At 44.5% G+C, this 23,948-nt stretch carries 19 protein-coding genes; 17 read left to right on the top strand and 2 right to left on the bottom strand.

What is annotated here, in order from left to right; all coding sequences use genetic code 11:
- Positions 1 to 185: 185 nt before the first annotated feature.
- Positions 186 to 1,664 (top strand): UDP-N-acetylmuramoyl-L-alanyl-D-glutamate--2,6-diaminopimelate ligase, encoded by a 1,479-nt coding sequence (locus RCO25_RS10160; protein WP_308996034.1) that lies wholly within the window; start codon positions 186 to 188, stop codon positions 1,662 to 1,664.
- A 131-nt stretch (positions 1,665 to 1,795) separates the two neighbouring features.
- Here RCO25_RS10160 and RCO25_RS10155 read toward each other — a convergent pair whose 3' ends face one another.
- Together RCO25_RS10155 and RCO25_RS10150 are read right to left on the bottom strand one after the other, a co-directional pair.
- A complete protein-coding gene (locus tag RCO25_RS10155; RefSeq protein ID WP_308996033.1) occupies positions 1,796 to 3,217 on the bottom strand; it encodes a sensor histidine kinase in 1,422 nt (473 codons plus the stop codon).
- Positions 3,204 to 3,947 (bottom strand): response regulator transcription factor, encoded by a 744-nt coding sequence (locus RCO25_RS10150; RefSeq protein ID WP_308996032.1) that lies wholly within the window; start codon positions 3,945 to 3,947, stop codon positions 3,204 to 3,206. Before RCO25_RS10150 ends, RCO25_RS10155 begins: the two co-directional genes overlap by 14 nt.
- A gap of 437 nt (positions 3,948 to 4,384) precedes the next feature.
- Between RCO25_RS10150 and RCO25_RS10145 the strand changes: the two genes are divergently transcribed.
- From RCO25_RS10145 to RCO25_RS10070, 16 genes are all read left to right on the top strand, one after another.
- Positions 4,385 to 5,335: a F510_1955 family glycosylhydrolase gene (locus tag RCO25_RS10145; RefSeq protein ID WP_308996031.1), complete on the top strand. Its 951-nt coding sequence runs from the start codon at positions 4,385 to 4,387 to the stop codon at positions 5,333 to 5,335.
- 60 nt (positions 5,336 to 5,395) lie between these two features.
- Positions 5,396 to 6,001, top strand: coding sequence for a YdhK family protein (locus tag RCO25_RS10140; RefSeq protein WP_308996030.1), 606 nt, complete (start codon positions 5,396 to 5,398; stop codon positions 5,999 to 6,001).
- Between the two features lie 313 nt (positions 6,002 to 6,314).
- Entirely contained in the window at positions 6,315 to 6,824 is a 510-nt protein-coding gene (locus RCO25_RS10135) for a hypothetical protein (RefSeq protein ID WP_308996029.1), read from the top strand.
- A 135-nt stretch (positions 6,825 to 6,959) separates the two neighbouring features.
- Positions 6,960 to 7,310, top strand: a complete 351-nt coding sequence (locus tag RCO25_RS10130) for a metal-sensitive transcriptional regulator (RefSeq protein ID WP_308996028.1) — start codon at positions 6,960 to 6,962, stop codon at positions 7,308 to 7,310.
- Between the two features lie 454 nt (positions 7,311 to 7,764).
- The gene (locus tag RCO25_RS10125; RefSeq protein WP_308996027.1) at positions 7,765 to 7,965 is read left to right on the top strand and encodes a copper ion binding protein; all 201 of its coding nucleotides are present in this window, start codon (positions 7,765 to 7,767) and stop codon (positions 7,963 to 7,965) included.
- 27 nt (positions 7,966 to 7,992) lie between these two features.
- Positions 7,993 to 10,428, top strand: a complete 2,436-nt coding sequence (locus tag RCO25_RS10120; protein WP_308996026.1) for a heavy metal translocating P-type ATPase — start codon at positions 7,993 to 7,995, stop codon at positions 10,426 to 10,428.
- 31 nt (positions 10,429 to 10,459) lie between these two features.
- Entirely contained in the window at positions 10,460 to 11,338 is an 879-nt protein-coding gene (locus RCO25_RS10115) for a hypothetical protein (RefSeq protein WP_308996025.1), read from the top strand.
- 29 nt (positions 11,339 to 11,367) lie between these two features.
- Positions 11,368 to 11,988: a nitrite reductase gene (locus RCO25_RS10110; protein WP_308996024.1), complete on the top strand. Its 621-nt coding sequence runs from the start codon at positions 11,368 to 11,370 to the stop codon at positions 11,986 to 11,988.
- Between the two features lie 11 nt (positions 11,989 to 11,999).
- Positions 12,000 to 12,245, top strand: a complete 246-nt coding sequence (locus RCO25_RS10105; protein ID WP_308996023.1) for a glutaredoxin family protein — start codon at positions 12,000 to 12,002, stop codon at positions 12,243 to 12,245.
- Positions 12,246 to 13,044: 799 nt separating this feature from the next.
- Positions 13,045 to 14,466 (top strand): ABC transporter substrate-binding protein, encoded by a 1,422-nt coding sequence (locus tag RCO25_RS10100; RefSeq protein ID WP_308996022.1) that lies wholly within the window; start codon positions 13,045 to 13,047, stop codon positions 14,464 to 14,466.
- Positions 14,467 to 14,633: 167 nt separating this feature from the next.
- A complete protein-coding gene (locus RCO25_RS10095) occupies positions 14,634 to 17,633 on the top strand; it encodes an extracellular solute-binding protein (RefSeq protein WP_308996021.1) in 3,000 nt (999 codons plus the stop codon).
- Positions 17,634 to 17,635: 2 nt separating this feature from the next.
- Positions 17,636 to 18,598, top strand: coding sequence for a carbohydrate ABC transporter permease (locus RCO25_RS10090; RefSeq protein WP_308996071.1), 963 nt, complete (start codon positions 17,636 to 17,638; stop codon positions 18,596 to 18,598).
- 6 nt (positions 18,599 to 18,604) lie between these two features.
- Positions 18,605 to 19,465 carry a carbohydrate ABC transporter permease gene (locus tag RCO25_RS10085; protein ID WP_308996020.1) on the top strand — a complete coding sequence of 287 codons (861 nt, stop codon included), beginning with the start codon at positions 18,605 to 18,607 and terminating at the stop codon, positions 19,463 to 19,465.
- Between the two features lie 13 nt (positions 19,466 to 19,478).
- Positions 19,479 to 20,978: an NHL repeat-containing protein gene (locus RCO25_RS10080; RefSeq protein WP_308996019.1), complete on the top strand. Its 1,500-nt coding sequence runs from the start codon at positions 19,479 to 19,481 to the stop codon at positions 20,976 to 20,978.
- On the top strand, positions 20,962 to 21,579 hold the full coding sequence (locus RCO25_RS10075) for a YIP1 family protein (RefSeq protein WP_308996018.1): 618 nt from the start codon (positions 20,962 to 20,964) through the stop codon (positions 21,577 to 21,579). Before RCO25_RS10080 ends, RCO25_RS10075 begins: the two co-directional genes overlap by 17 nt.
- A 9-nt stretch (positions 21,580 to 21,588) precedes the next feature.
- Positions 21,589 to 23,946, top strand: coding sequence for a DUF5696 domain-containing protein (locus RCO25_RS10070; protein WP_308996017.1), 2,358 nt, complete (start codon positions 21,589 to 21,591; stop codon positions 23,944 to 23,946).
- The last annotated feature ends 2 nt before the right edge of the window (positions 23,947 to 23,948 follow it).

The following is a 23,948-nucleotide window of genomic DNA, read 5'->3' as shown; positions in this document are numbered from 1 at the left end:
AAAAAATCAAGAATCGAAAAGTTGAAAAACGATAAAGTCCCGAACATAATCCAAATATTCGGGACTTTTTTATATTTAGATTAGAATTTGATCATAATAAAGAAATCTTCACGATTTCCTCAAAAACAGCATGTACACTAAAATTAATATAATGCTATTCATTCGGATGAAAAGAGGAACACATTATGAATTTACTGACGTTGACACATAACCTCTTGATTAAAGAGTTCGATGGAGATCCTGATATAGAAATAACGAACATTGAAATTGATTCAAGGAAAATTAGTACAGGGGGACTGTTCATTTGCTTACGAGGTCACAACAGCGATGGACATGATTTTGTGAGAGAGGCCATAAAGAATGGCGCTGCTGCTATAGTAACTGAAAAATTACTTAGTGAAATTCCGCAAAACGTTACTTTGGTAAAAGTTCCTGATTCACAAAGGGTTCTCCCAATTCTTGCAAGCAATTTTTATCATAACCCATCACAAAAATTACAGTTAATTGGAGTTACGGGTACGAACGGTAAAACAACAACCGTACACATGATTGATAAAATATTGAATGATAATGAAAAGAGATGTGGTTTAATCGGAACACTTGGCATGAAAATTGGTGATTACTATGAGGAAACGATAAATACAACTCCTGATTCTTTGGATATGAATCGTCATTTTCAAAAAATTATTGAAGATAAGGGTCAATATGCTGTACTTGAGGTATCCTCACATGGATTGGAAATGGCCAGGGTTAGAGGATGTGATTTTAAAACGGTTATATTTACCAATTTATCGCATGACCATTTGGATTTTCATCCGGATATAGATAGTTACAAAAAATCGAAAGAATTATTATTTTCTCAATTAGGTAATGCATCTGATGCTATGAGTAAGACAGCAGTTTTAAATGGGGATGATGAAGCTTCGGATTATTATGCTAACAGAACTGCAGCGCAGATTTTAACTTATGGCATTGAAAGAGATGCACATATTATGGCTAAAAATGTGGTTACAACTTGGGAGGGGACACACTTTACAGTTGTTACGCCTTGGGGTAGCCTGCCATTCTATATAAATACACCTGGAATATATAACGTCTATAATGCACTTGCAGCCATTTCAGCATGCTTGATCGAAAACATACCACTTGATCAAATTAAGAATAGCTTAGAGGCGTTTCAAGGGGTTAAAGGGAGATTTCAAAATATCTGGGCAGGTCAAAAGTTTCGAGCTGTTGTAGATTATGCTCACAATCCAAATGGTTTATCTGCTGTATTAAAAACGGCAAGGGAAATCACAGCAGGAAGACTTATCTGCGTGATGGGCAGCCGCGGAAATCGTGATCGATTGAAGCGACCCATTATGGCAAGCATAGCTGCAACATATTCGGATGTGGTTATTTTCACGTCTGATAATTCGTATGCTGAAAATTTGGAACAGATACTGACTGATATGATAAAGGGACTAGAAACAAACCCAAACAAGCCATATGAAATCGTAATGAATCGCAAGCAGGCCATAAGACAAGCTCTGGAGACCGCTAAGGATGATGACTGTATTATCATCACTGGCAGAGGGCATGAGACAAAGCAAGTAAACGGGGATTGTATAGAGTTATTTAGTGATGAAGATGTAGTAAGAGAGTTTTTGCTAAGTTTAAGATAATATAATGAACATAAAGAGGAGTATCATAAAAGTTTTTCGTTAATGGTTGCAGTCAGAAGGAATTAGTTAATTTGAATAATGTATATTAGCAATCAGATGCCTCGAAAGGCATCTGTCTTGCAAGCCATTTATCATTTAACGTTTTGAGTAGTTTCTTTTATTAATAATGGAAGACTGATTTGAAAAGTGGTGCCTACTCCGAGAATGCTTTCAACTTCTATATGCCCTTGGTGCAGTTCAATGATTTCCTTACAAATGGCAAGCCCAAGGCCAGCTCCACCAGAAGCCCGAGAACGGGATTTGTCTACTCGGTAAAGTCGTTCCCAAATTAGCGGTATTTCTTCTTGCGGTATGCCGACTCCGCTGTCATTCACTTTGATATATCCGGATTCATTTTCTTTATAGACCAAGATTGAAATTGTGCCTCCCGGAGCAGTATAACTTTTAGCATTCTCAAGCAGGTTTATAATAACCTGTTGTAATCGTCTTTCATCGCCATTGACGAATAATGGTACAGCAGAAGGGGTGTAGGTGAGTATAACCTCATTTTGTTTAATTGGTATCTCCATTAGATTAAGGGCATTTAAAATAATTTTATCCAAAGAAAGTCGATTAAATGTAAGCGAAAAAGATTTCTGCTCCAGGCTAGCCAGATCAAATAAATCCTGAACGAGTCGCTGAAGATGTACACTTTGATTGAATAATATTTTCAAATACTGTTGCTGCTCCTGTTCGCTTTGAGCTAATCCATTTAGTAAAATCTCGGAATAACCTTTCATATAAGTTATAGGTGTTCTTAATTCATGTGAAATATCAGCCAAAAATTGATTGCGTTGCTGCTTGAAAAATTGAATATTAGTTGACATTCGGTTAATTGAGCTAGCCAATTGTGCTATCTCATCTGAGCCCTGCGTATCTAGTTTGATATCGTGTTTCCCTTCTGATATTCGATTCGTTAAACGAATCATGTTCAGGAGAGGGTGGACAATCTTGCCTGTTACAAACAGTGTGGTGAAAATTCCCAACAAAATAATGATAATCGTTACTCCAACGAAAGTAGTTCTTAACGTTTGTACAGCAGTTTGTATTGGCTTGGTAGGACTGAACATAATGATTTGACCAATAATATTACCACCGGAAGTGACAGGTGCTTGAGTTATAAAATAAGACTCATTTTTCCAATCTGAAGCAAGTACTGGACCATGTGATTTCGTATCGTGTGAAAGAACATCTTTTAAATCATCTACATTTAGCTTATCGATTCCTTGGGTTTGTCCTATGATTTTTTTCGTTTTATCCAAAATAATAAGCATGTTGTCAGTTGCATTTTCTATTCGAATGATATGTCCAATGGTACTTTCATTAAAGTGATCATTCAATACAGAGGCGTAACTATCACTTCGCATGATTTGTTCATCAATGACGTCATCTGTATAAAACCGAATGAACAGTGAATAGAGAATAATTTCAATGCAAAAGATGAGCACCATTACAAAAACGATTAGAAACGCTCCTAGCTTAAAGGCAATGCCGTTTAATTTAATTGTTTTCATTGCATATATACCCAGTTCCCCATATGGTTTTAATAACTTTATGACCATCCATACCAACATCAATTAGTTTATTTCTTATGTTTTTAATATGTGTGTCCACGGTACGGTCATCAGTTACCTGGCTTGTTCCCCAGAGCAATTCAAGTACGTCTTCGCGGTGAAATAGTCTACCTTTGTTAGATAAAAATAACCGGAGAATAGCGAATTCTTTGGGTGTAAATGCAAGTTTGTGCTCGCTATAAAAGACCTGATGTAACGGAACATTCATCTTTAATTGATGGAAATTTAGAATGGTTTTTAAATGAGCGGGGTTTTCAACAACTGCTGCTGTATTGTCGAATTGCTGAAAATGAACCCGCCGAAATATGGATTCCAAGCGAGCTAACAGCTCATTCTGCTCGAAAGGTTTCGTTATATAATCATCTGCGCCAAGTTTCAGACCGATAACCTTATCAATCATTTCATCACGAGCAGTAAGCATAATGATGGGAATGGTCGACCAGTTCCTAATGGATTTACAAACATCAAAACCATCCATTTCCGGCATCATTAAATCCAAAACTACTAAGTCAAAGTTATTGTTTTTAAGTTTTTCTAAGGCCTGCTTTCCATTGGCTGCGGAATCTGTTTGATAACCATCGGCCTGCAAATAAAGCTGAAGCAAGTGACGCATTGGTGCTTCATCGTCAACAATTAAAATTAATCTATTTTTATTGATACCGTTTTTCATATTGAGTACCTCCTTGTACATCATTATTTTACCCCTAAATTTTGAAGAATAAGTGAAGATGTATAGAAGGGTTTAAAATCCATGAAAGAAAAAGGAATTTATAACTTATGAAGTCTTTTATCGGAATAGTTCTTGTTCTAGGAACAATTATATCTTGTAGCATCTTTTTAATTGAGGTAACTTCTGGAAGTGTAACTCCGAAGGGAGTGTCTTTCAGATCCATTTGGTCATTTTTTAGCTTCATATTGTTGGGTTTCACCTTGTTGTATTATCATCTGCACATTAAAATGAATCGTTATCGATAAACTAATTGTATGAATCTTGGTCGGTTATCTGAGGATTACTAGCATTTCTACACGAGATCTTCAAATGTATGAGTTAAACTTATCGTATCCGAACCTTATGTATGGTTTGGGGATAAGTGGAGACACTTGAAAATGTCTTTTTTATATAGGATTAGGGGGTATTTATTTCTGAAAAAAATCATGATTCTAACGTTAGCAATAATACTTTCCATCGGGACTGCTGCATGTTCAAAAAAAGCGACTGAAAAGTCAAATGGTTCTGAGCACGTGGATATGACTTTTATGCACATTCATGGTTTAGGTTATTCCACAGATGGTAAACAGCTCTTCATCCCGGTTCACAACGGATTAAACGTATATGCGGATGGTGTGTGGAGCGAAGGTTTAGGGGAGAAGCACGATTATATGGGTTTCACAGCGGCAGATAACGGATTCTACAGCAGTGGCCATCCGGCTGCTGGATCGACATACAAAAACCCATTAGGTTTAATAAAAAGCACGAATGAGGGAAAATCGATTACGGTTTTGGCTCTCGAGGGAGAAGTCGATCTGCATGGCATGACCGTTGGTTACCGAACACATACGATATATGTGCTGAATCCGCAGCCTAACTCTAAGATGAAACAACCTGGGTTATATTACAGCCAAGATGAAGGGCAGACATGGACGAGTAGTCCTATGACAGGTATCCAAGGAGAGATAACAGCGATTAATGCACATCCTGACGAGAGATCCATTGTCGTTATTGGCACAACAGACGGCGCTTTTATTTCATATGATTACGGTCAATCGTTAACCGCCTTGGCTTCAGATCATCCGGTCACAGCTTTGGCTTTTACGAATTCAGGTGATGTGCTGATTGCTTCTTCTAAGCCTGAAGCTTCACTTGTTAGTGTCAATATTGAGACAAAGACAACGGTTGTTATGAAAACGCCAAGCAGTGATGTCATCTCTTATGTAGCCCAGAACCCCACTAAATCCGATGAATTGGCAATTGCAACTGAACAGAAGGATATCTACATCTCGACAGATAGCGGCGCTACATGGAAGGAAATCGCTAAAAAAGGCGATATTTATGAATAAAATACTTGTCTAGAAAATGTTCTAAACTAACTCATTATAACTTAGGAGAGTGTTTTGAAAATGAAAAAACAGTTGGCATTACTCGGTGTAGCAACAATGATTGCTTTAAGTGGATGTGGAAAAAACACAACTAATGAGATTCCAACAAACAACAGTCAGAATGGAAACTCTACAGAAACAAATCATTCAGATATGAACCACTCCACGACAGGTGAAGTGCCCAAAGGGTTAAAAGAAGCAAACAATCCAACCTACAAAGTTGGAAGTCAAGCGGTTATTAATGCAGACCACATGGAAGGGATGAACGGTGCTACTGCAACTATAGTGGGAGCTTATACTACGACAGTTTATTCCGTATCGTATACTCCAACGTCAGGTGGCGAGAAAGTGACAAACCATAAGTGGGTTATTCATGAAGAAATAAAAGATGCCAGCGGAAAAGCTTATGAACCGGGAGAAGAAGTTGTCTTACAGGCTGACCATATGAAGGGAATGAATGGAGCAACTGCTACGATTGATTCAGCTGAGCAAACAACGGTGTACATGGCGGATTATACGCCGTCTACAGGCGGTGAAAAAGTTAAAAATCATCAATGGGTAACAGAAAATGAACTTTCAAGTAATGGAACAGCCGGAGAAGGCAATATGTCAGGTATGAATCATTAATCGTGCAACCTACTTAAAAGCAGCCTATCCTTAGAATAAGGATAAGGCTGCTTTTACTGTTATAAGAAATGAGGGATAACTGCAGGAGGAATATAAGAAGCGATCCCGAATTAATTAATAAAACCATAGCTAACTTGATATTGGGTATGTTTCAGGTCAACGATATAAAGGGTATGTTACATCATGATGATAAACAGATTTAGTTGACATAGGGGGCAACCTCTATTAATTCCTCTCTTCTAAAATTTATAGGTATGAATATGCTATAACTGATAGGTTATAAAAAAAATATACCTAAAGGGAGAGTTCATGTATGAGAAAATTAATTATCGGTATTAGTATTATATTCCTTAGTTTGACTCAAATTATTTATGTCAATGCAGCTGAGGCAGAGTACAATCCAGTACCTAAAAGTCAAGATACTCACCCGGCCTATATTCAAAAAATATTTTCTGAAAATGGTAAGATATTTATTACCGCGGATTATATACAGTGGTTTGAAGGAGAAGAAGCAAATAAAGTATTCCGTGATTATGAGAAAGATTCTGGAATATCTGAAGCACCTGACGGGTATTATATTGTTAACCAAAATAAAAAGTTGCGTACCTTCGAATTAGCAAATGATGCAGTTATACTCATGCAGATCTATAATAGAACGGGGAAAGTAGAAGAGGCAGATATTGTTTGGAACGAAAGAATTCATGTAAAGAAATATAAATACCACTTTATTAATAACGATGGAATTAACTTGGAGGACTTTCCGTATCATCTTACAATCAAGAATAATAAAATTATAAAAATCGTTCAACAATACATTCCATAATAACGGTGAAAAATAAATCTGTAAAAGGCCCACGGTTATCATTTGATAACAGTGGGCCTTTTGACGGCTCTGCTTTAAGCCACTTAATATAGGGTATGGGAGTATGGTATAATAAGAAGAAGGAGGCTGATTTGGATGAATGAACCAACGAAACTTGTAGAACCACTTACTCACGAAGATCCTTCATGTTGTTCAACGGAGGAATCAGGGAGAAATAGCCACCATTCTGAAAAGGATAAAAATAATTTAATTTCGCGTCTCAATCGTATTGAGGGTCAAATTCGCGGAGTTAAAGGAATGATCGAAAAGGATACGTATTGTGACGATGTGCTGAATCAAATAGCTTCCGTACAATCTTCCTTAAATAGTGTAGGTAAGCTCCTGTTAGAACATCATATGAAAAGTTGTGTGCTCGAGCGTTTGCAAGTCGGGGATACAGCAGTATTGACGGAATTGATGACAACCATGAATAAATTAATTAAATAATCGAATCTAGAAGAGCATTTATGATGGTTATAAATGCTCTTTTTGTCGTTTTATAAAATAATGTTAAGCATCGTTGCTAGGAGGTAAGGATTTTTCTTTAACTGTAATATCTGCAGTACTTTCTTCAGGATTATTCTTTTTTACACTTAGTAAATCTGGCTGGTAGTCGAAACAATGATCTGAGTTCTCGCATAGCCTTCGATGCTGCGATATAAATAATAATTTTACGGAAAATTAGAAACAATAATTTATGGAAAGAACGAAATGGAGCAGCAGGAATGTTGCTTTTTTCGTATGTGAAATATACGGTACCGGGGTATCGTAAAATACACTTGACATATATAGGGTAGGGGGGTATACTAAAACCACGAAGAGATGGCAAACATTGTAATCGATAAAACGAACTTCCTAAACTTTAGAGTACGAAAATTGATTAGATAAAGGAGAAATTAAAATGACAAAAACGGTATTGCAAGTAGAGGGTATGAGTTGCCAACATTGTGTGAATTCCATCGAGGGAGCATTAAGAGAAATCGGTGTCGTTGGGAAAGTAGAACTTGCTAACAATGTAGTAGAAGTATTATTTGACGAAAATCAAATAACTATTGATGCTGTGAAAGAAGCGATTGAAGAACAAGGTTATGACGTCGTTTAATCAACAAAATTAAAGGAGCGAATGACTGTGGAAGCTACTGCAACGAACGAAAGCAGCCAGGTTAGCCTTCAAATCACGGGTATGACGTGTGCCGCATGCGCAAATCGAATCGAAAAAGGTTTAAATAAACTAGAAGGGGTATCATCTGCTAATGTAAATTTTGCGTTGGAGAAAGCCAGCATTACTTATGATTCAAAAGTAGTAAACATTGTTAAGCTGGAAGAAAGCATTAATAAACTGGGTTACGGCACAGCAAAGGAAGTTGTCGATTTCGAGCTTGAAGGCATGACTTGTGCAGCATGTGCGAATCGGATTGAGAAGGGGCTCAGCAAACTTCCAGGCGTAACGAATGCGACGGTCAATTTTGCGATGGAGATAGCGCGTGTAGAATATTCTCCGGGCGAAATCACCATCGCTGATATGCAGAGTAAGGTAAGGCAGTTAGGTTATAAAGCGAACACGAAACAAGAGAATGAAAATAAGGGTGACCATCGTGAGAAAGAAATCCGGCATCAAAAACGAATTTTACTTCTATCTGCCATTCTCTCTCTCCCGCTCTTATGGAGCATGGTTGGTCATTTTACATTCACCTCGTGGATTTACGTCCCTGAAATTTTTATGAACCCCTGGTTTCAGTTCATCTTGGCCACTCCGGTTCAATTTTATGTTGGTAAGCAGTTTTATGTGGGTGCATATAAAGCACTGCGAAACGGTAGCGCCAACATGGATGTGCTGGTATCACTTGGAACATCTGCTGCTTATTTTTACAGCTTGTATCTCACTATCGATTGGTTTTCAAGCGGCGCCTCCGCGCATCATGGACCGTCCTTGTATTATGAGACGAGTGCTGTGCTTATTACACTCGTTATTATGGGTAAGTTGTTCGAATCACTTGCTAAAGGGAGGACATCAGAGGCCATTAAATCTTTGATGGGACTTCAAGCAAAGACAGCTTTGGTTGTCCGCGAAGGTCAAGAACTCTCCATTCCAGTGGATGAAGTCATCGTAGGAGACATTGTGCTTGTAAAACCAGGCGAGAAAATTCCTGTAGACGGGGAAGTAATGGAGGGATCTTCCTCCGTAGACGAATCCATGCTAACCGGTGAAAGTATTCCAGTCGATAAAAAATCCGGTGATGGTGTCATCGGAGCGACGATCAATAAAAACGGAATTCTCCGAATTCAAGCAAAAAAAGTCGGAAAGGAAACGGCTCTAGCACAAATCATTAAAGTCGTGGAAGAAGCTCAAGGATCAAAAGCACCAATTCAACGGGTAGCGGATGTCATTTCGGGAATTTTTGTACCGATTGTTGTTGGAATAGCAGTCGTTGCTTTCTTAGTCTGGTTCTTCTTTGTAACCCCAGGTAATTTTGCAGAAGCTTTGGAAAAAGCAATTGCGATTTTGGTCATTGCTTGCCCGTGTGCATTAGGTCTGGCCACTCCGACCTCGATCATGGCAGGATCCGGCCGTGCAGCCGAGTTAGGCGTCTTGTTTAAAGGCGGAGAACATCTGGAACAGACCCATAAGATTGACACCATTATTTTGGATAAAACAGGAACAGTGACCAAAGGAAAACCGGAATTGACAGATGTTTTGACAGATGAGAATGAAACAGATTTTCTAAGACTAGTCGGTGCAGCAGAAAAAAACTCGGAGCATCCGCTTGCTGAGGCAATCGTTGCGGGCATTCAGGAGAGAGCTATCTCACTTTCGGGAACTGAATCTTTCGAAGCGATTCCTGGTTTTGGCATTAAAGCTGTAGTGGAAGGAAAAGAAGTATTGATCGGAACTCGCCGATTAATGGAGAAATTCGGAGTGGATGCAAAGCCAGCTTACGAAACAATGTCACGTCTTGAAGAAACAGGGAAAACGGCTATGCTTGTTGCGATTAATAACCGTTATGCAGGTATAGTAGCGGTAGCCGATACAGTAAAAGAAACGTCAAAAGCAGCGATCAGCCGACTGAAGGAAATGGGAATACAGGTCATTATGATCACTGGCGACAACGAACGTACAGCAACTGCCATTGCAGAACAGGTTGGTATTGATCATGTACTTGCAGAAGTTCTGCCAGAAGGAAAAGCAGAAGAAGTGAAAAAACTGCAAGCTCAAGGGAAAAAGGTAGCAATGGTCGGTGACGGCATTAATGATGCACCAGCACTTGCAACTGCAGATGTAGGAATGGCAATCGGTACGGGTACAGATGTGGCTATGGAAGCAGCCGATGTAACTCTGATGCGCGGTGATCTTTCAAGCATTCCGGATGCTATTTACATGAGTCGTAAGACGATGAGCAATATAAAGCAAAATTTATTTTGGGCACTTGGTTACAATACACTCGGAATACCCATTGCTGCAATTGGTCTGTTAGCGCCATGGGTAGCTGGCGCTGCGATGGCTTTAAGCTCCGTTTCCGTCGTTCTTAATGCACTTAGGCTGCAGCGTGTCAAAGTTCGACATTAAATCTATCGAAAAATGATTGGAGAGTTCTATCATGAGGAATAGGTTGATACTACTTGTCTCAATGTTAATTACTCTAAGTTTATTAGCCGCATGCGGTAATGCTTCAGTAGAAAATAATCACGCAGCCGGACATGAGGGCCACGGCGAGAAAAAAAATACAGATAATAAGGGAGAAGATGAAGATCACAGCGGGCATGTTGCTGATCAAAAGTTGTCCAATAATGACATTCAAGCGGCCTTTACTTTTGAAAAAGGCGGTGCTAAGGCCGAGGAAGTAACGGAATTAACGATCAAAATCACTGAAAAAGATGGTGAACCTGTAAATAATTTTGAGATCAATCATGAAAAGTTGCTTCATTTAATTATTGTTAATCACGATTTGTCGTTCTTTAATCATATCCATCCAGAATTCCAAGGAGAAGGAGAGTTTATTATAGAAACTACTTTTCCTGCGGGTGGTGAATATAAGGTATTTGCAGATTTCATCCCTTCCGGAGGATCGAATGAGACGCTTAGCGAATGGGTAGAAGTAGAAGGCGAGGAGGGGGAGCATACTGACATAATAGCCGACTCGAGTTTTATCAAAGAAGTTAATGGTAAAGAGATAGAGCTTACTTTGAGTGGAGTGAAACCGAAAGAAGATATAACCCTTTCGTATAATATTCGTGATGCTAAGACGAAGGAAGGAATTAATAATTTAGAACCTTACCTGGGAGCAGTAGGACATGTCGTCATATTGTCGGCTGATGCAGAGAGCTATCTCCACGTGCATCCCCTCGATGAAAAAGCGTCGGGGCCGGTTGCAGAGTTTGCAACCACATTCCCTCAAAGCGGAACTTATAAGATATGGGGCCAATTTCAACACAACGGTGAAATCATAACTGTTCCTTTTGTGGTTGATGTGAAGTAAATTCTAAAAATCAGTAAGGGAGATAGGCCATGGGAGAGAAAATGAAGATCGCGATTACTCCTAAAATACAGATTGGCGGAAGCATATTTACGCCGGATCAGCTAATAAAGATCGGCAACGTTGTTGGTGAGGAAGCAAAAATTGAAATGACACCATTTAAACAACTATACGCAGAGATTCCGCTCGATAGACGCGAGGCCATTGAAGAGGAACTTAAGCTTATCGGTCTTGAGGTTTATCCGTCAGGTTATACAACCAAAAGTTTAATAGCTTGCAATTTTTGCAGAGGGGCGGAAGAAGCAGGATTGGAGACGGCGATAAAATTAAACCAAGCCATTGCTGGCATTGAGACGCCCACTCCAATTAAAATAGGTTATGCCGGCTGCGCACTTGGCACAAGCGAGCCGCTTCTCAAAGATATTAGTGTCGTAAAAATGCGCAATACATTCGACATATTCGTCGGAGGAGAACCGAAGGGCTTAAAAACGGTTATAGCCAAACTGCTTCTATCTGGATTAACGGAAGAGAAGTTGGTGCCGGTCATAACGGCCATTATTGATTTCTATAAAGAAAATGCAAAAGGAAAAGAAAAATTCAGCAAATTCGTCGATCGAATAACGCTTGATCAGATAAAGCAAATTGCTGGCTAGGAGAGATACCTATGAATGATCAATTGCGCATCTATACGATACCAACGTGTAGTGATTGCACCTTTGCAAAACGGTACTTCAATGAAAACAATATTTCCTTTTCTGAATTCAACTGCGAAAATAATGAAGTTTATGCAAAAGAGGTCTGGGAATTAACGGGGAAGCGAATTGTCCCGACCATTGTCATTAAAGACAAAGTGTTTATTGGGTTTACTGAAAATTTGAAAGAAATAAGCGAGGTACTAAATATAGGTTAAGATTAAAACAAGTCCACTAAGAAGAAGAAGTGGGCTTGTTTTTTCGCAAGCTAAGTTTGTTTATTTGCAAATGTAGATCAAAGTTGCAAAAATTTTTACTAAAAGTAAGGTTCATGAAACATTTATTATTCCGTTTACGATAGAGGCTGAATAATAAAGAAAAGGCCGAAAACCTTTATATAAATGCTAATCACCTGGAAACAGGTGATTTTTTTTTGTTTTTTGGGCGAAGCGTAAATTTGGAAAACCCAATGGTTACGCGGATTGTGGATGGTATGAGGGGCCAGGAATAGAAAACGCTTACTAAAAATATTGAAAAATGCAATTTGGGGGCTTGAAAAGATAGGAATACGTGTTAAACTAATCGTGTAACAAAGTTGTTAATCGATTAATATAATTACTATTTCTTTTGGGGGTGAGCGTAAGCCGATTCAGCATGCGGGATTTTAGGTTCTCTAATCCGATACCGCGCTTTACGGTTAATAAATTAATGATTTATTAAGCAGGTGGGGGCGAAAAACCAGACACTGCTTATCTTTATCGCAAATGGGAAGTACTGCCGATAAGTGACTGCATGACCCAATCGCGATTGAAACGGCTGCTTACTAAGGGGAGTCATGACAGCATGACAGGCATAAGAACCATTTTTGCTTCAAGCAATGCTCTGAATAATGATTAATGAATTAGTTAATCACAGGTATTCAACCAAACACGATAAACGAGTCAGGTACTAATGGCTATATCGTTTAAGGGATCGAATGTAAACGCTTTATTTCTAAAAAATGAAGGAGGATTTTAGATGAAAAAGATTGCAAGCACTTTCATTTTTATGTTGGCACTTATCATGCTCATTACGGCCTGCTCCAGCGGTGCAGGGACGAACACGGTCAATAACGGCACAGAAAACACGCCTGCGAATGCAGAAGGCAATAAAGAAGCCGCAACGAATGAGCCGGCAGCAGAAAATGCAGCGTCTGAGGATGGGGTTGCCCAATCGACCGTTGATCCGTCCATCTCCGGAGAAGTAACGTTCTGGACGTTCCTCGACAATAAAGAGAAGGATGCAGCGCTTCAAAAGGCATTTAACGAAGTTTATCCAAACATTAAGCTGAAAACGATTTTTGTACCGTTTGGAGATTTGCATGATAAGCTGCAAACGACTTTGGCAGCAGGAAAAGGCGCACCGGATGTGGCGCTTGTCGAGCAAGGCCAATTTACGCGTTACAGCACAGGAAACGTGCTGGAGGATTTGCTTCAGCCGCAATATGACGCCGGCAAATACCAAAGCCTCGTGTCCGAATACAACTGGAACCGCTGGTCATCCATCGATGGCAGCAAATTGCTCGGTATGCCGTGGGATGTTACGCCGGCTGTAACTTACTACCGCGCAGACATTTTCGAAGAGCTGGGCTTGCCCTCCGATCCAGCTGAGCTTGGCGAATATATTCAAGACCCGGACAATTTCTTCACGCTGGCTCAAACCTTGAAAGCAAACGGCAAGTATTCGATGGAATGGCGCGATTCACCGGTTCACTGGCTGGGCGACTCGTTGGGTTACTATGACAGCGAAATGAACTGGTTACGGAATACGGATGAATTCGTGAAATTCCTTGATATTTCGAAGCAAGTTAACCAATTGAAAATTGCTCCACATGACGGTATCTACAGCGACAAAGGCAAGCAGCGCGTGAAAAAGGGCGAATCCCCAATGTACGTAGCGGGAACTTTCGGCGCGCGTGACCTGGAAATCAACTTCCCGGATCAAAAGGGCAAATGGAGAGCAACAACGATGCCATTCGGCCTGAACGTAGGCATGGGCGGATCGACCTTCGTTATTCCTTCGCAAAGCGGTAACAAAGACGCGGCATGGGCATTCGTGGAATTCATTACGACTTCCGAAGCAGCATGGAAGCTTTGGATTGAGCAATCCGTTCAACCGGACTACAAGCATATTACTGGCCAAGAATGGTACATCAACCACACGAATCCATATCTCGGGGACCAAGAGGACTATAAGTTCTACAATGAGCTTGCCAGCTTGATTCCGGTAAGACGCTACACTCGTCTTGACGGCTTGGCATGGCCGCTATGGGTAGAAGGCGTACTCGCTGCGCTTGATAAAAACATCGATTCCAAAACAGCGATTCAGCAAACGCAAGAAAACATTGAGAACAAGCTGAAGGCTGAAAAAGAAAAATTGGTGAAAGAGCTAGCACAATAGCTCTTGCAGTAATTGATGCTTTTGCAGGTCCGGATCATCCTTCCGAACGGAGGATGATTCGGCATTTCTGCTCAACCGCAAATATAACTTTCATCGCGAAACGATAGCTGAACCGCCTGAGAATGACGGCAGCCGTTTACGCTAGTATGGCAAGGGGGTACTCCTTGGTGATTCGTTGGCTAAGTAAGTATAAGGTAACATTGGTTGTCATTGCCGCATTGATCTGCTTCTTTTTGTGGTGGAATAATTCGAGGGGCTACAACGATGATGCAATGGCTGGAATTGCGCTGGATGCGGGAATCGATGAATCTTCAATTTTGGAAGGTGAAGACGCCAGCAGCAAGCTGGAGCCGTCTTTTAATAAATATGCGGACAGCTGGAACGAGCAGGGCGCAGGGGATACGAAGGATTTCAGCGTGACGCTGTCTTCAACGGAATATTTGGCGATCAGCGAATCGGGAACGCGAATCGAAACGGGCCTTGGCGATCGAGCCGGCCAAGCGTTGGCGCTAATCGATGAGGATGGCTGGGCGGATTATGCCTTTGAGGTGCCGCAGGACGGTTACTATCAAATGGGAATGAGCTACTATGCGATGGAAGGCAAGCGCTCTTCGATTGTTCGCAGCGTGCAGATTGACGGGAAATATCCTTTTTACCAGGCCAAGAAGCTGGAATTCCAGAGGATGTGGAAGGAAGCAGGCGAGCCTTGGTTCGATAATCAAAACAATGAATTCAATCCGCGCAGGGAAGAGACAGCAGGCTGGCAGTACAGGGAATTCCGTGATTCGGAAGGAAAAACGTATGAGCCGTTCCGTTTTTATCTGACGAAGGGCAAGCATACGCTCCGCATACAAGCGGTACGCGAGCCTGCGGCAATCGGGGAGATCGATATTTACTCGCCGGTACAAGTGCCGACCTATGCAGAGGTGGCAAGCACCTATGAGCAGATGGGCTACAAGAAGACCGCCGGACAGCTTATTAAGGTGCAAGCGGAGCTTTCAACCTTGAAGTCTGATCCAACGCTTAAACGTATCGAGGACCGGGAGCCGGCAACGGAGCCGTTCAAGAAGGATTCGATCGTACTCAACACGTTTGGCGGAGCGAGCTGGCGGACGGGCGGCCAATGGGCAGAGTGGGAGGTCGAGGTACCGGAGAGCGGCTTGTATGAGATTGGCGCCCGTTACGGGCAATGGTTTCTAAATGGCATGCCGACACAGCGAACAGTAACCATCGATGGCAAGCTGCCTTTTAAAGAAATGAATGAAATTTCCTTTCCTTACAAGTCTGAATTCCAAATTTCAAAATTTGGCGGCAACAGCGAAAGCAAAGAGCCTTATCTCTATTATCTGGAGAAGGGCAAGCATACGATTCGCATGGAGGTTCAGGTGGGAGCGCTCGGACAGATGCTGGAGACGGTTACGGATACGACGCGCAAAATGTCTCTCCTCGGACGCGAGGTCATTCAAGTAACCGGGACGAATCCGGATCCAAACGGCGACTGGCGCTTGGAGCAAAATATTACGAACCTTGTGCCGCGTCTGCAGCTCATGGCAAAAAGCATCGATGAAACGATCAACGGGCTGTACGCGCTTGGCGTAGATGAAGGCAGCTCGGAGGTCAGCACGCTTTATGAGGTGCGCGATGTTCTTCTCAGCATGGCGGAGGAGACCACTACCATTCCGGGAAGGATGCCGCAGTTTAACGATCTGCAGGCATCCCTTGGCACATGGGTGAATGGGCTGAGCAAGCAAAGTCTGCTGCTTGACTATCTGATCGTCAAGTCGCCGGATACGGCTTGGCCGAAGCCTGCTGCCGGATGGGTGGCTAGAACGGGGACGATGCTGTACGACTTTACGAGCTCCTTTACGAAAAATTACGGCGGTATCGGCAATGTCTATGAAGACGAGCAGGTGCTCGACGTATGGGTAGCCAGAGGCCGTGATTGGGTCGATATCATCAAGCAGATGATTGACGAGGATTTCACGACGGAGACGGGCATTAAAGTAAACGTGAACGTGATTCCGGCGCAGCAAATGCAAGTGCTTCTGCTTGCGAGCACGGCCGGTCTCGCACCGGATGTTGCGCTTGGCGTAGAGGGCGAAATTCCAATCGATTACGCCGTCCGGAACGGGCTGGTTAACCTGGAGGAATACGCCGATTACGACGAGGTAGCCGCACGCTTCAGGCCAGGCGCGCTCATTCCTTACAAATATGACGGCGGCAGCTATGCCCTGCCGGAGAATCAAAACTTCAACATGCTGTTCTATCGCAAGGATATTATGCAGCAGCTGGGCATAAAGGAGGAAGAAATTCCGGACACCTGGCAGGAAGTGATGGATCTTATCCCTATTTTGCAGCAAAACGGGATGGACTTCTTCTACCCGCATGCACCGAATAATCCGGCGCTTGCAATCAATGAATTCGCGCCGTTCCTATTCCAGCAGAACAGCGAGTTCTACCGTGAAGGCGGTAAATTCTCAAACCTTGATTCACCGGAGGCGATGGAGGCGTTCAAGCTGTGGACGGGGCTGTTCACGAACTTTAAAATCTCGAAGCAAGCCGACTTCTATAACCGCTTCCGTTCCGGCGAAATGCCGATAGGGGTAGCTGATTACTCAACCTATGTACTGCTGTCGACGGCAGCGCCGGAGCTAACGGGCTGGTGGGGGATGAAGCCGATGCCGGGCATTCAGCAGGAGGACGGACAGATTAACCGTTCCACCGGGGGCCTAGCGCAAACGGGCATGATCTTCAAAGACACGGACATGAAGGAACAATCATGGGAATTCCTGAAATGGTGGACGAGTGCGGATACGCAGGAAAGATTCGGCTCTGAGCTGGAAGCGCTGCTTGGCGTAGAGGCGAGATGGAATACGGCCAATATCGAAGCGCTGCAGCGTATGCCTTGGCAGTCCTCCGATATCGAGGCCATCCTTGAGCAGTGGGAATGGTTCAAGGAGCGCGAGGTCGTTATCGGCGGTTACTACACGACAAGGCATATCGCGAATATATGGAATCAAATTGTATTGAACGGCAAAATACCGCGTGAAGCGGTGGAGGAAGGCGTTAAGGAAATCGATAAGGAATTGCGCAAAAAGCGCGAGGAATTTGGCTTAAACGATGAATCCGCCGATCAGGCAGCTTCAAAAGGAGGCGATAGTCCGTGAAAATGAACACAGAGCCGGCGGCGGTAATCGTGGACACTCCAAAAGCGGAGCGCCTCCGCAAACCGGGCAAAATGTCCTTGCTGTGGCAGGAAATGAAGAGAAACAAGGTCTCGTACCTGTTTCTCGCTCCATTTCTCATTCTGTTCACGCTGTTTACGATCGTTCCGGTCGTCACATCGGTCGTTCTAAGCTTTACGTATTACAACATATTGGAGGCGCCGAGATTTATCGGCCTCTCCAATTACAGGCTTTTGTTCGTCGATGACGATATCTTTCTCAAAGCGATTGGCATTACATTGAAATTCGCGTTCATTACAGGGCCGGTCGGCTATGTCATGGCGTTTCTGCTGGCTTGGCTCATCAGCCAAATTCCGCAAAAATACCGATTTTTCTATACGCTTTGTTACTACACGCCGTCGATAACGAGCGCAACAGCGATGTCGGTCGTATGGCTCTATCTGTTTGCGGGCGACCGCAAGGGCTTGCTCAACTATTTTGCATCGAAGCTGGGCATTATCGACGAGCCGTATTTATTTTTGCAAAACATTAACTCGATCGTTCCCGTTATCATTATCGTTTCCTTGTGGATGTCGATGGGCGTAGGCTTCTTGGCCTTCCTTGCCGGCCTTCAAAACGTACCGAAGGATTTGTATGAGGCAGGGGAGATTGACGGCATCAAATATAGATGGCAGCAGCTCATTTATATTACGGTACCGTCGGTTAAGCCGCAGCTGCTGTTCGGCGCGGTGCTCCAGGTCGTAAGCTCGCTGACCGTATTCGATGTCAGCGTCCAACTAGTCGGCTTGCCGAGTCCGCTGTACGCGGGCCATACGATTTTGACGCATTTATTCGATTACGCCTTTATTAAGTTTGAGATGGGCTACGCTGCGGCCATCGCGGTCGTGCTGTTCGTCATGATGATCGGACTGAACCGTCTCATATTCAAATGGCTAGGAAAGGACTGAACCGATATGACTGGCGCAGTGAAAGGCAGGAAGGATTGGGGCGGCTTTCTCCTCTATCTATTTCTAACGTTGTTCGGTCTTTTGATGCTTGCACCGCTCGTTTACATGGTATCTACCGCCTTTAAACCGACAAGCGAGCTGTTCCTGTTCCCGCCGCGATTTTTCGTGAATAACCCGACGTTAATCAATTTTCGCGATCTATTGCTCATAACGGGTACGACGAGCGTTCCGTTTTCACGGTTTATATTTAACAGCTTGCTGATCAGCTCCTGCATCGTAGGCTTCGGCATTATCGTATCGGCGATGGCGGCTTACCCGCTCGCGAAGCATAACATGCCGTTCCGCAGCGCGATTTTTAACATGGTCGTGCTCGCGATCATGTTCTCGCCGATGGTCGTTCAAATTCCGCAATACCTGCTTATCAGCAAAATCGGCCTGATCAATACGTATTGGGCGATGATATTGCCGTATTTGGCCGCTCCGATCGGGATGTTTTTGATGACGCAGTTTTTGCGCCAAATTCCGGATGCGCTGCTTGAGGCGGCCCGCATGGACGGCGCATCCGAATGGAAGGTATTCTGGGTTGTCGTAATACCGATGTTGAAGCCGGCCATTGCTACGTTTGCTTTATTCAGCTTTATATCCGCCTGGAATGATCCGTATCCGGCGATGGTATATACGACCGATCAGGATATGAAATCCTTGCCGCTTGCGATCCAGACATTAAGCGGCGGATACGGTGTGGTCGCGCGTGTCGGCACATTGGCGGCTGCAAGTTTACTGATGATTGTGCCGACGATTATCGTCTTTATCGTAACGCAGCGCCTGGTGCTGCAAACGATGGCGCATTCAGGTCTGAAAGAGTAGGAGGACAACCGGGATGAAGCAGGTTACGATATTCCGATTCGTTGTCAGTACGGCTATCGCTTTACTGATGTTAGTTACAGCTCTACCGGTACAAACGTTCGCCGCCTCGCCTTACGAGGGCTATACGAGGAATAAGCTGGGCGAAGATGTTCACTCGATTAACGGGTACATGTACGAGAGCTCGATTGACGGTTTTAACTTGTCGTCGGGACCATTTAACGCACCCGAGGATGTTTTCCTGGCGGACGACGGAACGATTTATGTCGTTGATACCGGCAACAGCCGCGTCGTGCATTTGGATGCGAATCACGAGGTGCTGAAAATCATCGGCGACGCCGAAGGAGACGGCATGCTGAACGAGCCGAAGGGCGTTTATGTGAAGCAGGACGGCAGCGTCTATGTTGCCGATACCAAAAACCAGCGGATCGCGATTTTTGATCCAAACGGCAAATTCGTAAATCAGTACGGCAAGCCGGAAAGCCCGCTGCTCGGAGCGACCTTCTCCTATTCTCCGTCGAAGCTGCTCGTCGACAAGCGTAATTATATGTTTGTCGTAAGCGACGGAAATACGCAAGGACTCATTCAAATTGATCCAAACGGCCAATTCAAGGGCTTTTACGGTGCGAACCACGTCGGTTTTAGCTGGAGCCGTTTGTTCGTGAAGCTTGTCGCAACGGATGAGCAGAAGGCAAAGCTGTCGGTTGTGAAGCCGCTCGAGTTCTCCAATGCTGTACAGGATGCGGAAGGCTTTATTTATACGTCAACGCTCGGAACGGAAATGAATCAATTGAAGCGGCTGTCGCCTGTCGGCGTCGATACGCTCAATGTAGTTCCAAAAAGGTACGGAGGACGTTTCGATGCAGGCCCGTTTGAGGTTCCTTCGTTCCTTGATCTGGCTGTCGACAAGGACGGCGTGATTACGGCGCTTGATCTGCAATCCAGCAAGGTGTATCAATACGATAAGCTGGGCAATTTTTTGTTCGTGTTCGGCGGGCTTGGGGATCAGAACGGCTTGTTTATTACGCCGTCGAGCCTTGCGCAGTCGGCGGACGGCACGGTGTATGTCGTAGATAAAGGACGTAACCGTATCGATCTGTTTCGTACGACTCCCTTTGCTGATCTAGTGCATGATGCATCGCGGCTGTTCGTTGACGGACGCTATAAGGAAGCCGAGGGAATGTGGAACGAGGTGCTGCACTTGAATGCAAACTTCGATCTCGCTTATCTGGCTATCGGCAAATCGCTCTATAAAGCAGAAAACTATAAGGATGCCATGACTTACTTTGAGCTGGCAAGATCGCGCTTCGATTATTCGGTCGCGTTCAAGGAATACCGGAAGGAATATATTAGAGAGCATTTTGCATGGATCTGCTTAGCCATCATTGTGCTGATCGTCGCATTGCGCTATGTCATTCCTTTCCTGTGGAGAAGGATGGCTGCGATTCTAGCAGCTCGAAATACCGCTAGAGCGGTTGGCATGAAGGGAGGGGTGCCCCATGATCGCAACGTTTAAAATGATGCGGCAGGTGCTCGTGCACCCGATTGATTTCTACCATGACATTCAGGAGCCGGGCCGCATTAAGTGGGGGCAAGCGCTCTTCATTGTCGCACTCGCTTATTTGGCGAGAATGATTGCGATTCTAATTACGGGCTACGCATTTGAGACGAGGGAAACCTACGAGATTTCGTTCGTGCATGAGCTGATCTGGTTCGTTGTGCCTTGGTTAACCTGGACCGTGTCCAATTGGGGCGTCAGCGCCATCCTTGAGGGAGAAGGGAAGTTCAAGGAAGTATTCGTCGGCAGCGCGTTCGCGCTGGTGCCGTATGCGATCTTCATTATCCCGATTACGCTGCTTACGAATATTTTGGCGCTGGATGAAAGCTCGATTTATTCGTTCCTGATCAATTTCACCGTTTATTGGGTATGCTGGCTGCTGCTGCTGAAGGTCAGAATCGTTCATGATTTCGAGTTGATGAAAATGATATGGATCACGGTGCTGAGCATCGTCGGCATATTGATCATCTGGTTTATCGGCATTCTCATGTTCGGCTTAGTCAATCAACTCATTAACTTTGTAGTAGACATGTTCAAAGAAATAAACTTCCGAAGGTAGGTGGACGAGATGAGGAAACAACGAAAATGGCTTATTATCGCGGCATTGCTGCTCGTTGTCAGCATATTCCCTCCAATCGGGACCGCGGAAGGGATTAACGAGGTTCAGGCGGAGGAGGATGCTGGCGGAAGCACGGCTGAGGCGGGGGCGAATGCTGCATCCGGCGAGGATGCAGCGGAAGCGACGGCAGCAGAGGAAGCTCCGGCTGCTGAGGCTGCTGCCGAAACCGCGGTACCTGCTGTCGCGGGTAAAGTGAAGCTGTATCCCGTCACGGCGACGAAGCAGATCGCGGAAAACGACGGCTACAAAATGTACATCGACGAGAAGACGGGCAATATTCGTCTCGTTGATAAAGGAACCGGTACGGAGTGGCTCGGCACGCCGCAGCTGCCCCGTACGACGATGCCCAATAACAAGAAGTATATGGACGCGGCCGTTCATGTGAAATACACGGAGGGCTCTGATACGGTTCAAACGTACTTAACGAAGGAAAAGGAAAACAAGCTTAAGATCGAAACCATCGATGGCGGGGCTAAGGTTACCTTCCAATTCGTAAAGGAAAAGCTTGAGTTTGCTATTGAGTACCGCTTGGTGAAAAACGGCTTCGAACTGACGATTCCGGAATCCTCGATTAAAGAATCCGGTAAAGCAAAGTTTGTGAGCATTGAGCCGCTGCCGTTCTGGAATGCGGCTGCCGATACGGAGGAAGGCGCGATTTTCCTGCCTGACGGCTCGGGCGCGCTTATGAAATACAGCGCGAAGCATCCGCAATTTTTTGCAGGCTACTCGGAAATGATTTACGGCGCGGATCCCGCTTACGTCACGCAGTCGCATGAAAACATCGATCAGCTGTGGAGACAAAAGCTGGCGCCGAAGGAAGCGGTGGCGCTGCCTGTTTTCGGCAACTACCGAAATGAAGTCGGCTCGCTCGGAATCGTAACGAAGGGACAGTACGATGCGAAAATCAACGGTACGCCGTCGGGCATTCGCGCGATCTCGTATTACCGGACGTCTGCGGAATTCGTATACCGCTGGAGCGATGTGATCTTTATTGGGACATCGGGCGAAATTCCGTTTTTCCAAGGAAACTGGATCAAGGGCGATCGGCAAACGCGTTACGTGCTGCTGCAGGATAAGCAGGCTGATTATGTCGGCATGGCGCAGGCATACGGCAAATACCTGCAAGACGAGCAGGCGGTTAAACCTGCCGAGCAAACGACCGTGCCTGTGAAGGTGAAGCTGCTCGGCGGTATTTTGCGGGATGAAGTACTCGGAAGCACGTTCATTTCAATGACGTCCTTCGAGCAAGCGCGCGAAATTATCGATGCTTTCCAGCATAAAGGGATAACGAATTTAGAGCTTACCTTTTCAGGATGGTCCGATGACGGCTTATATGGCGATCAACCAGATCATTTCCCTGTAGAGAAGAAGCTGGGCGGGGCGAAGGAGCTGGGGGAACTGGCAGCTTACGCGGCTAATAAAGGCGTTTCGCTTTATTTGGAAGCCAATTATGCCCGCGCCTTCTCGGAAAGTGACGGCATGAAGAAGGGGAAGGACGCGATTCGCGGCATGGACCGGGAGGTTGCGCCAAGCACCGATTATTTTGTCGGCAGCAGATGGAATGATGACAGCAAGCTCTACTACTGGATGAAGCCGAAGCGCGTCATCAGCAAGCACTTGAACAAAGAGCTGAAGGATTATGCGAAGCTGGGCATTTCAGGCGTGCATCTCGCCTACTGGGGAGATACGCTTTACTCCGATATTGATTCGAAATCGCTGACAAATCGCGGCGAAACGGCATCCGTATGGGTCAAAGCCGCAGATGACGTCCGCAAAGCGACAGGCGGAGCATCGGTCGATTACGGCTTTGCCTACATGCTCGGACATATAGACGGCATTAGCGGGATTCCGCTGGATTCCAGCCATTTTATTTACAATGACGAGACCGTACCTTTCTACCAAATCGCGGTGCGCGGACTAGTGCCTTATGCGGCTAAGCCGATTAATTTGCGAAACGATGCCCAAAACGAGCTGCTGCGGATGGTAGAATACGGCGCGCTGCCTAGTCTGGAGCTGACCTACGAGCCGACGACTAAGCTGCAGCGAACGCTGGAGGATCGGCTTTGGAGCTCGCAGTATACGACCTGGATTGATGATGCTGCCGAGGAATACAAGGCGCTTGAGCCGATTTATAAAGCAATCTCGAATCAAGCGATTGCCGATCATGAGAAGCTGGGCACGGACGTATATCGAACGACTTATGCAAACGGGACGAAGGTTATTGTCAATTACGGCGGTAAGCCGGCGACGGTAGACGGACTTTCTGTTCCGGCGGCAGGCTATCTCATGCAGAACGGAGGGGAATGAAC

It is taken from the genome of Paenibacillus sp. LHD-38 (assembly GCF_031157315.1).
In the GTDB taxonomy this organism is placed as follows: Bacteria; Bacillota; Bacilli; order Paenibacillales; family Paenibacillaceae; genus Pristimantibacillus.
The sequence above is the reverse complement of the archived record's forward strand: the minus strand, read 5'-3'. Positions and strand labels throughout refer to the sequence as shown.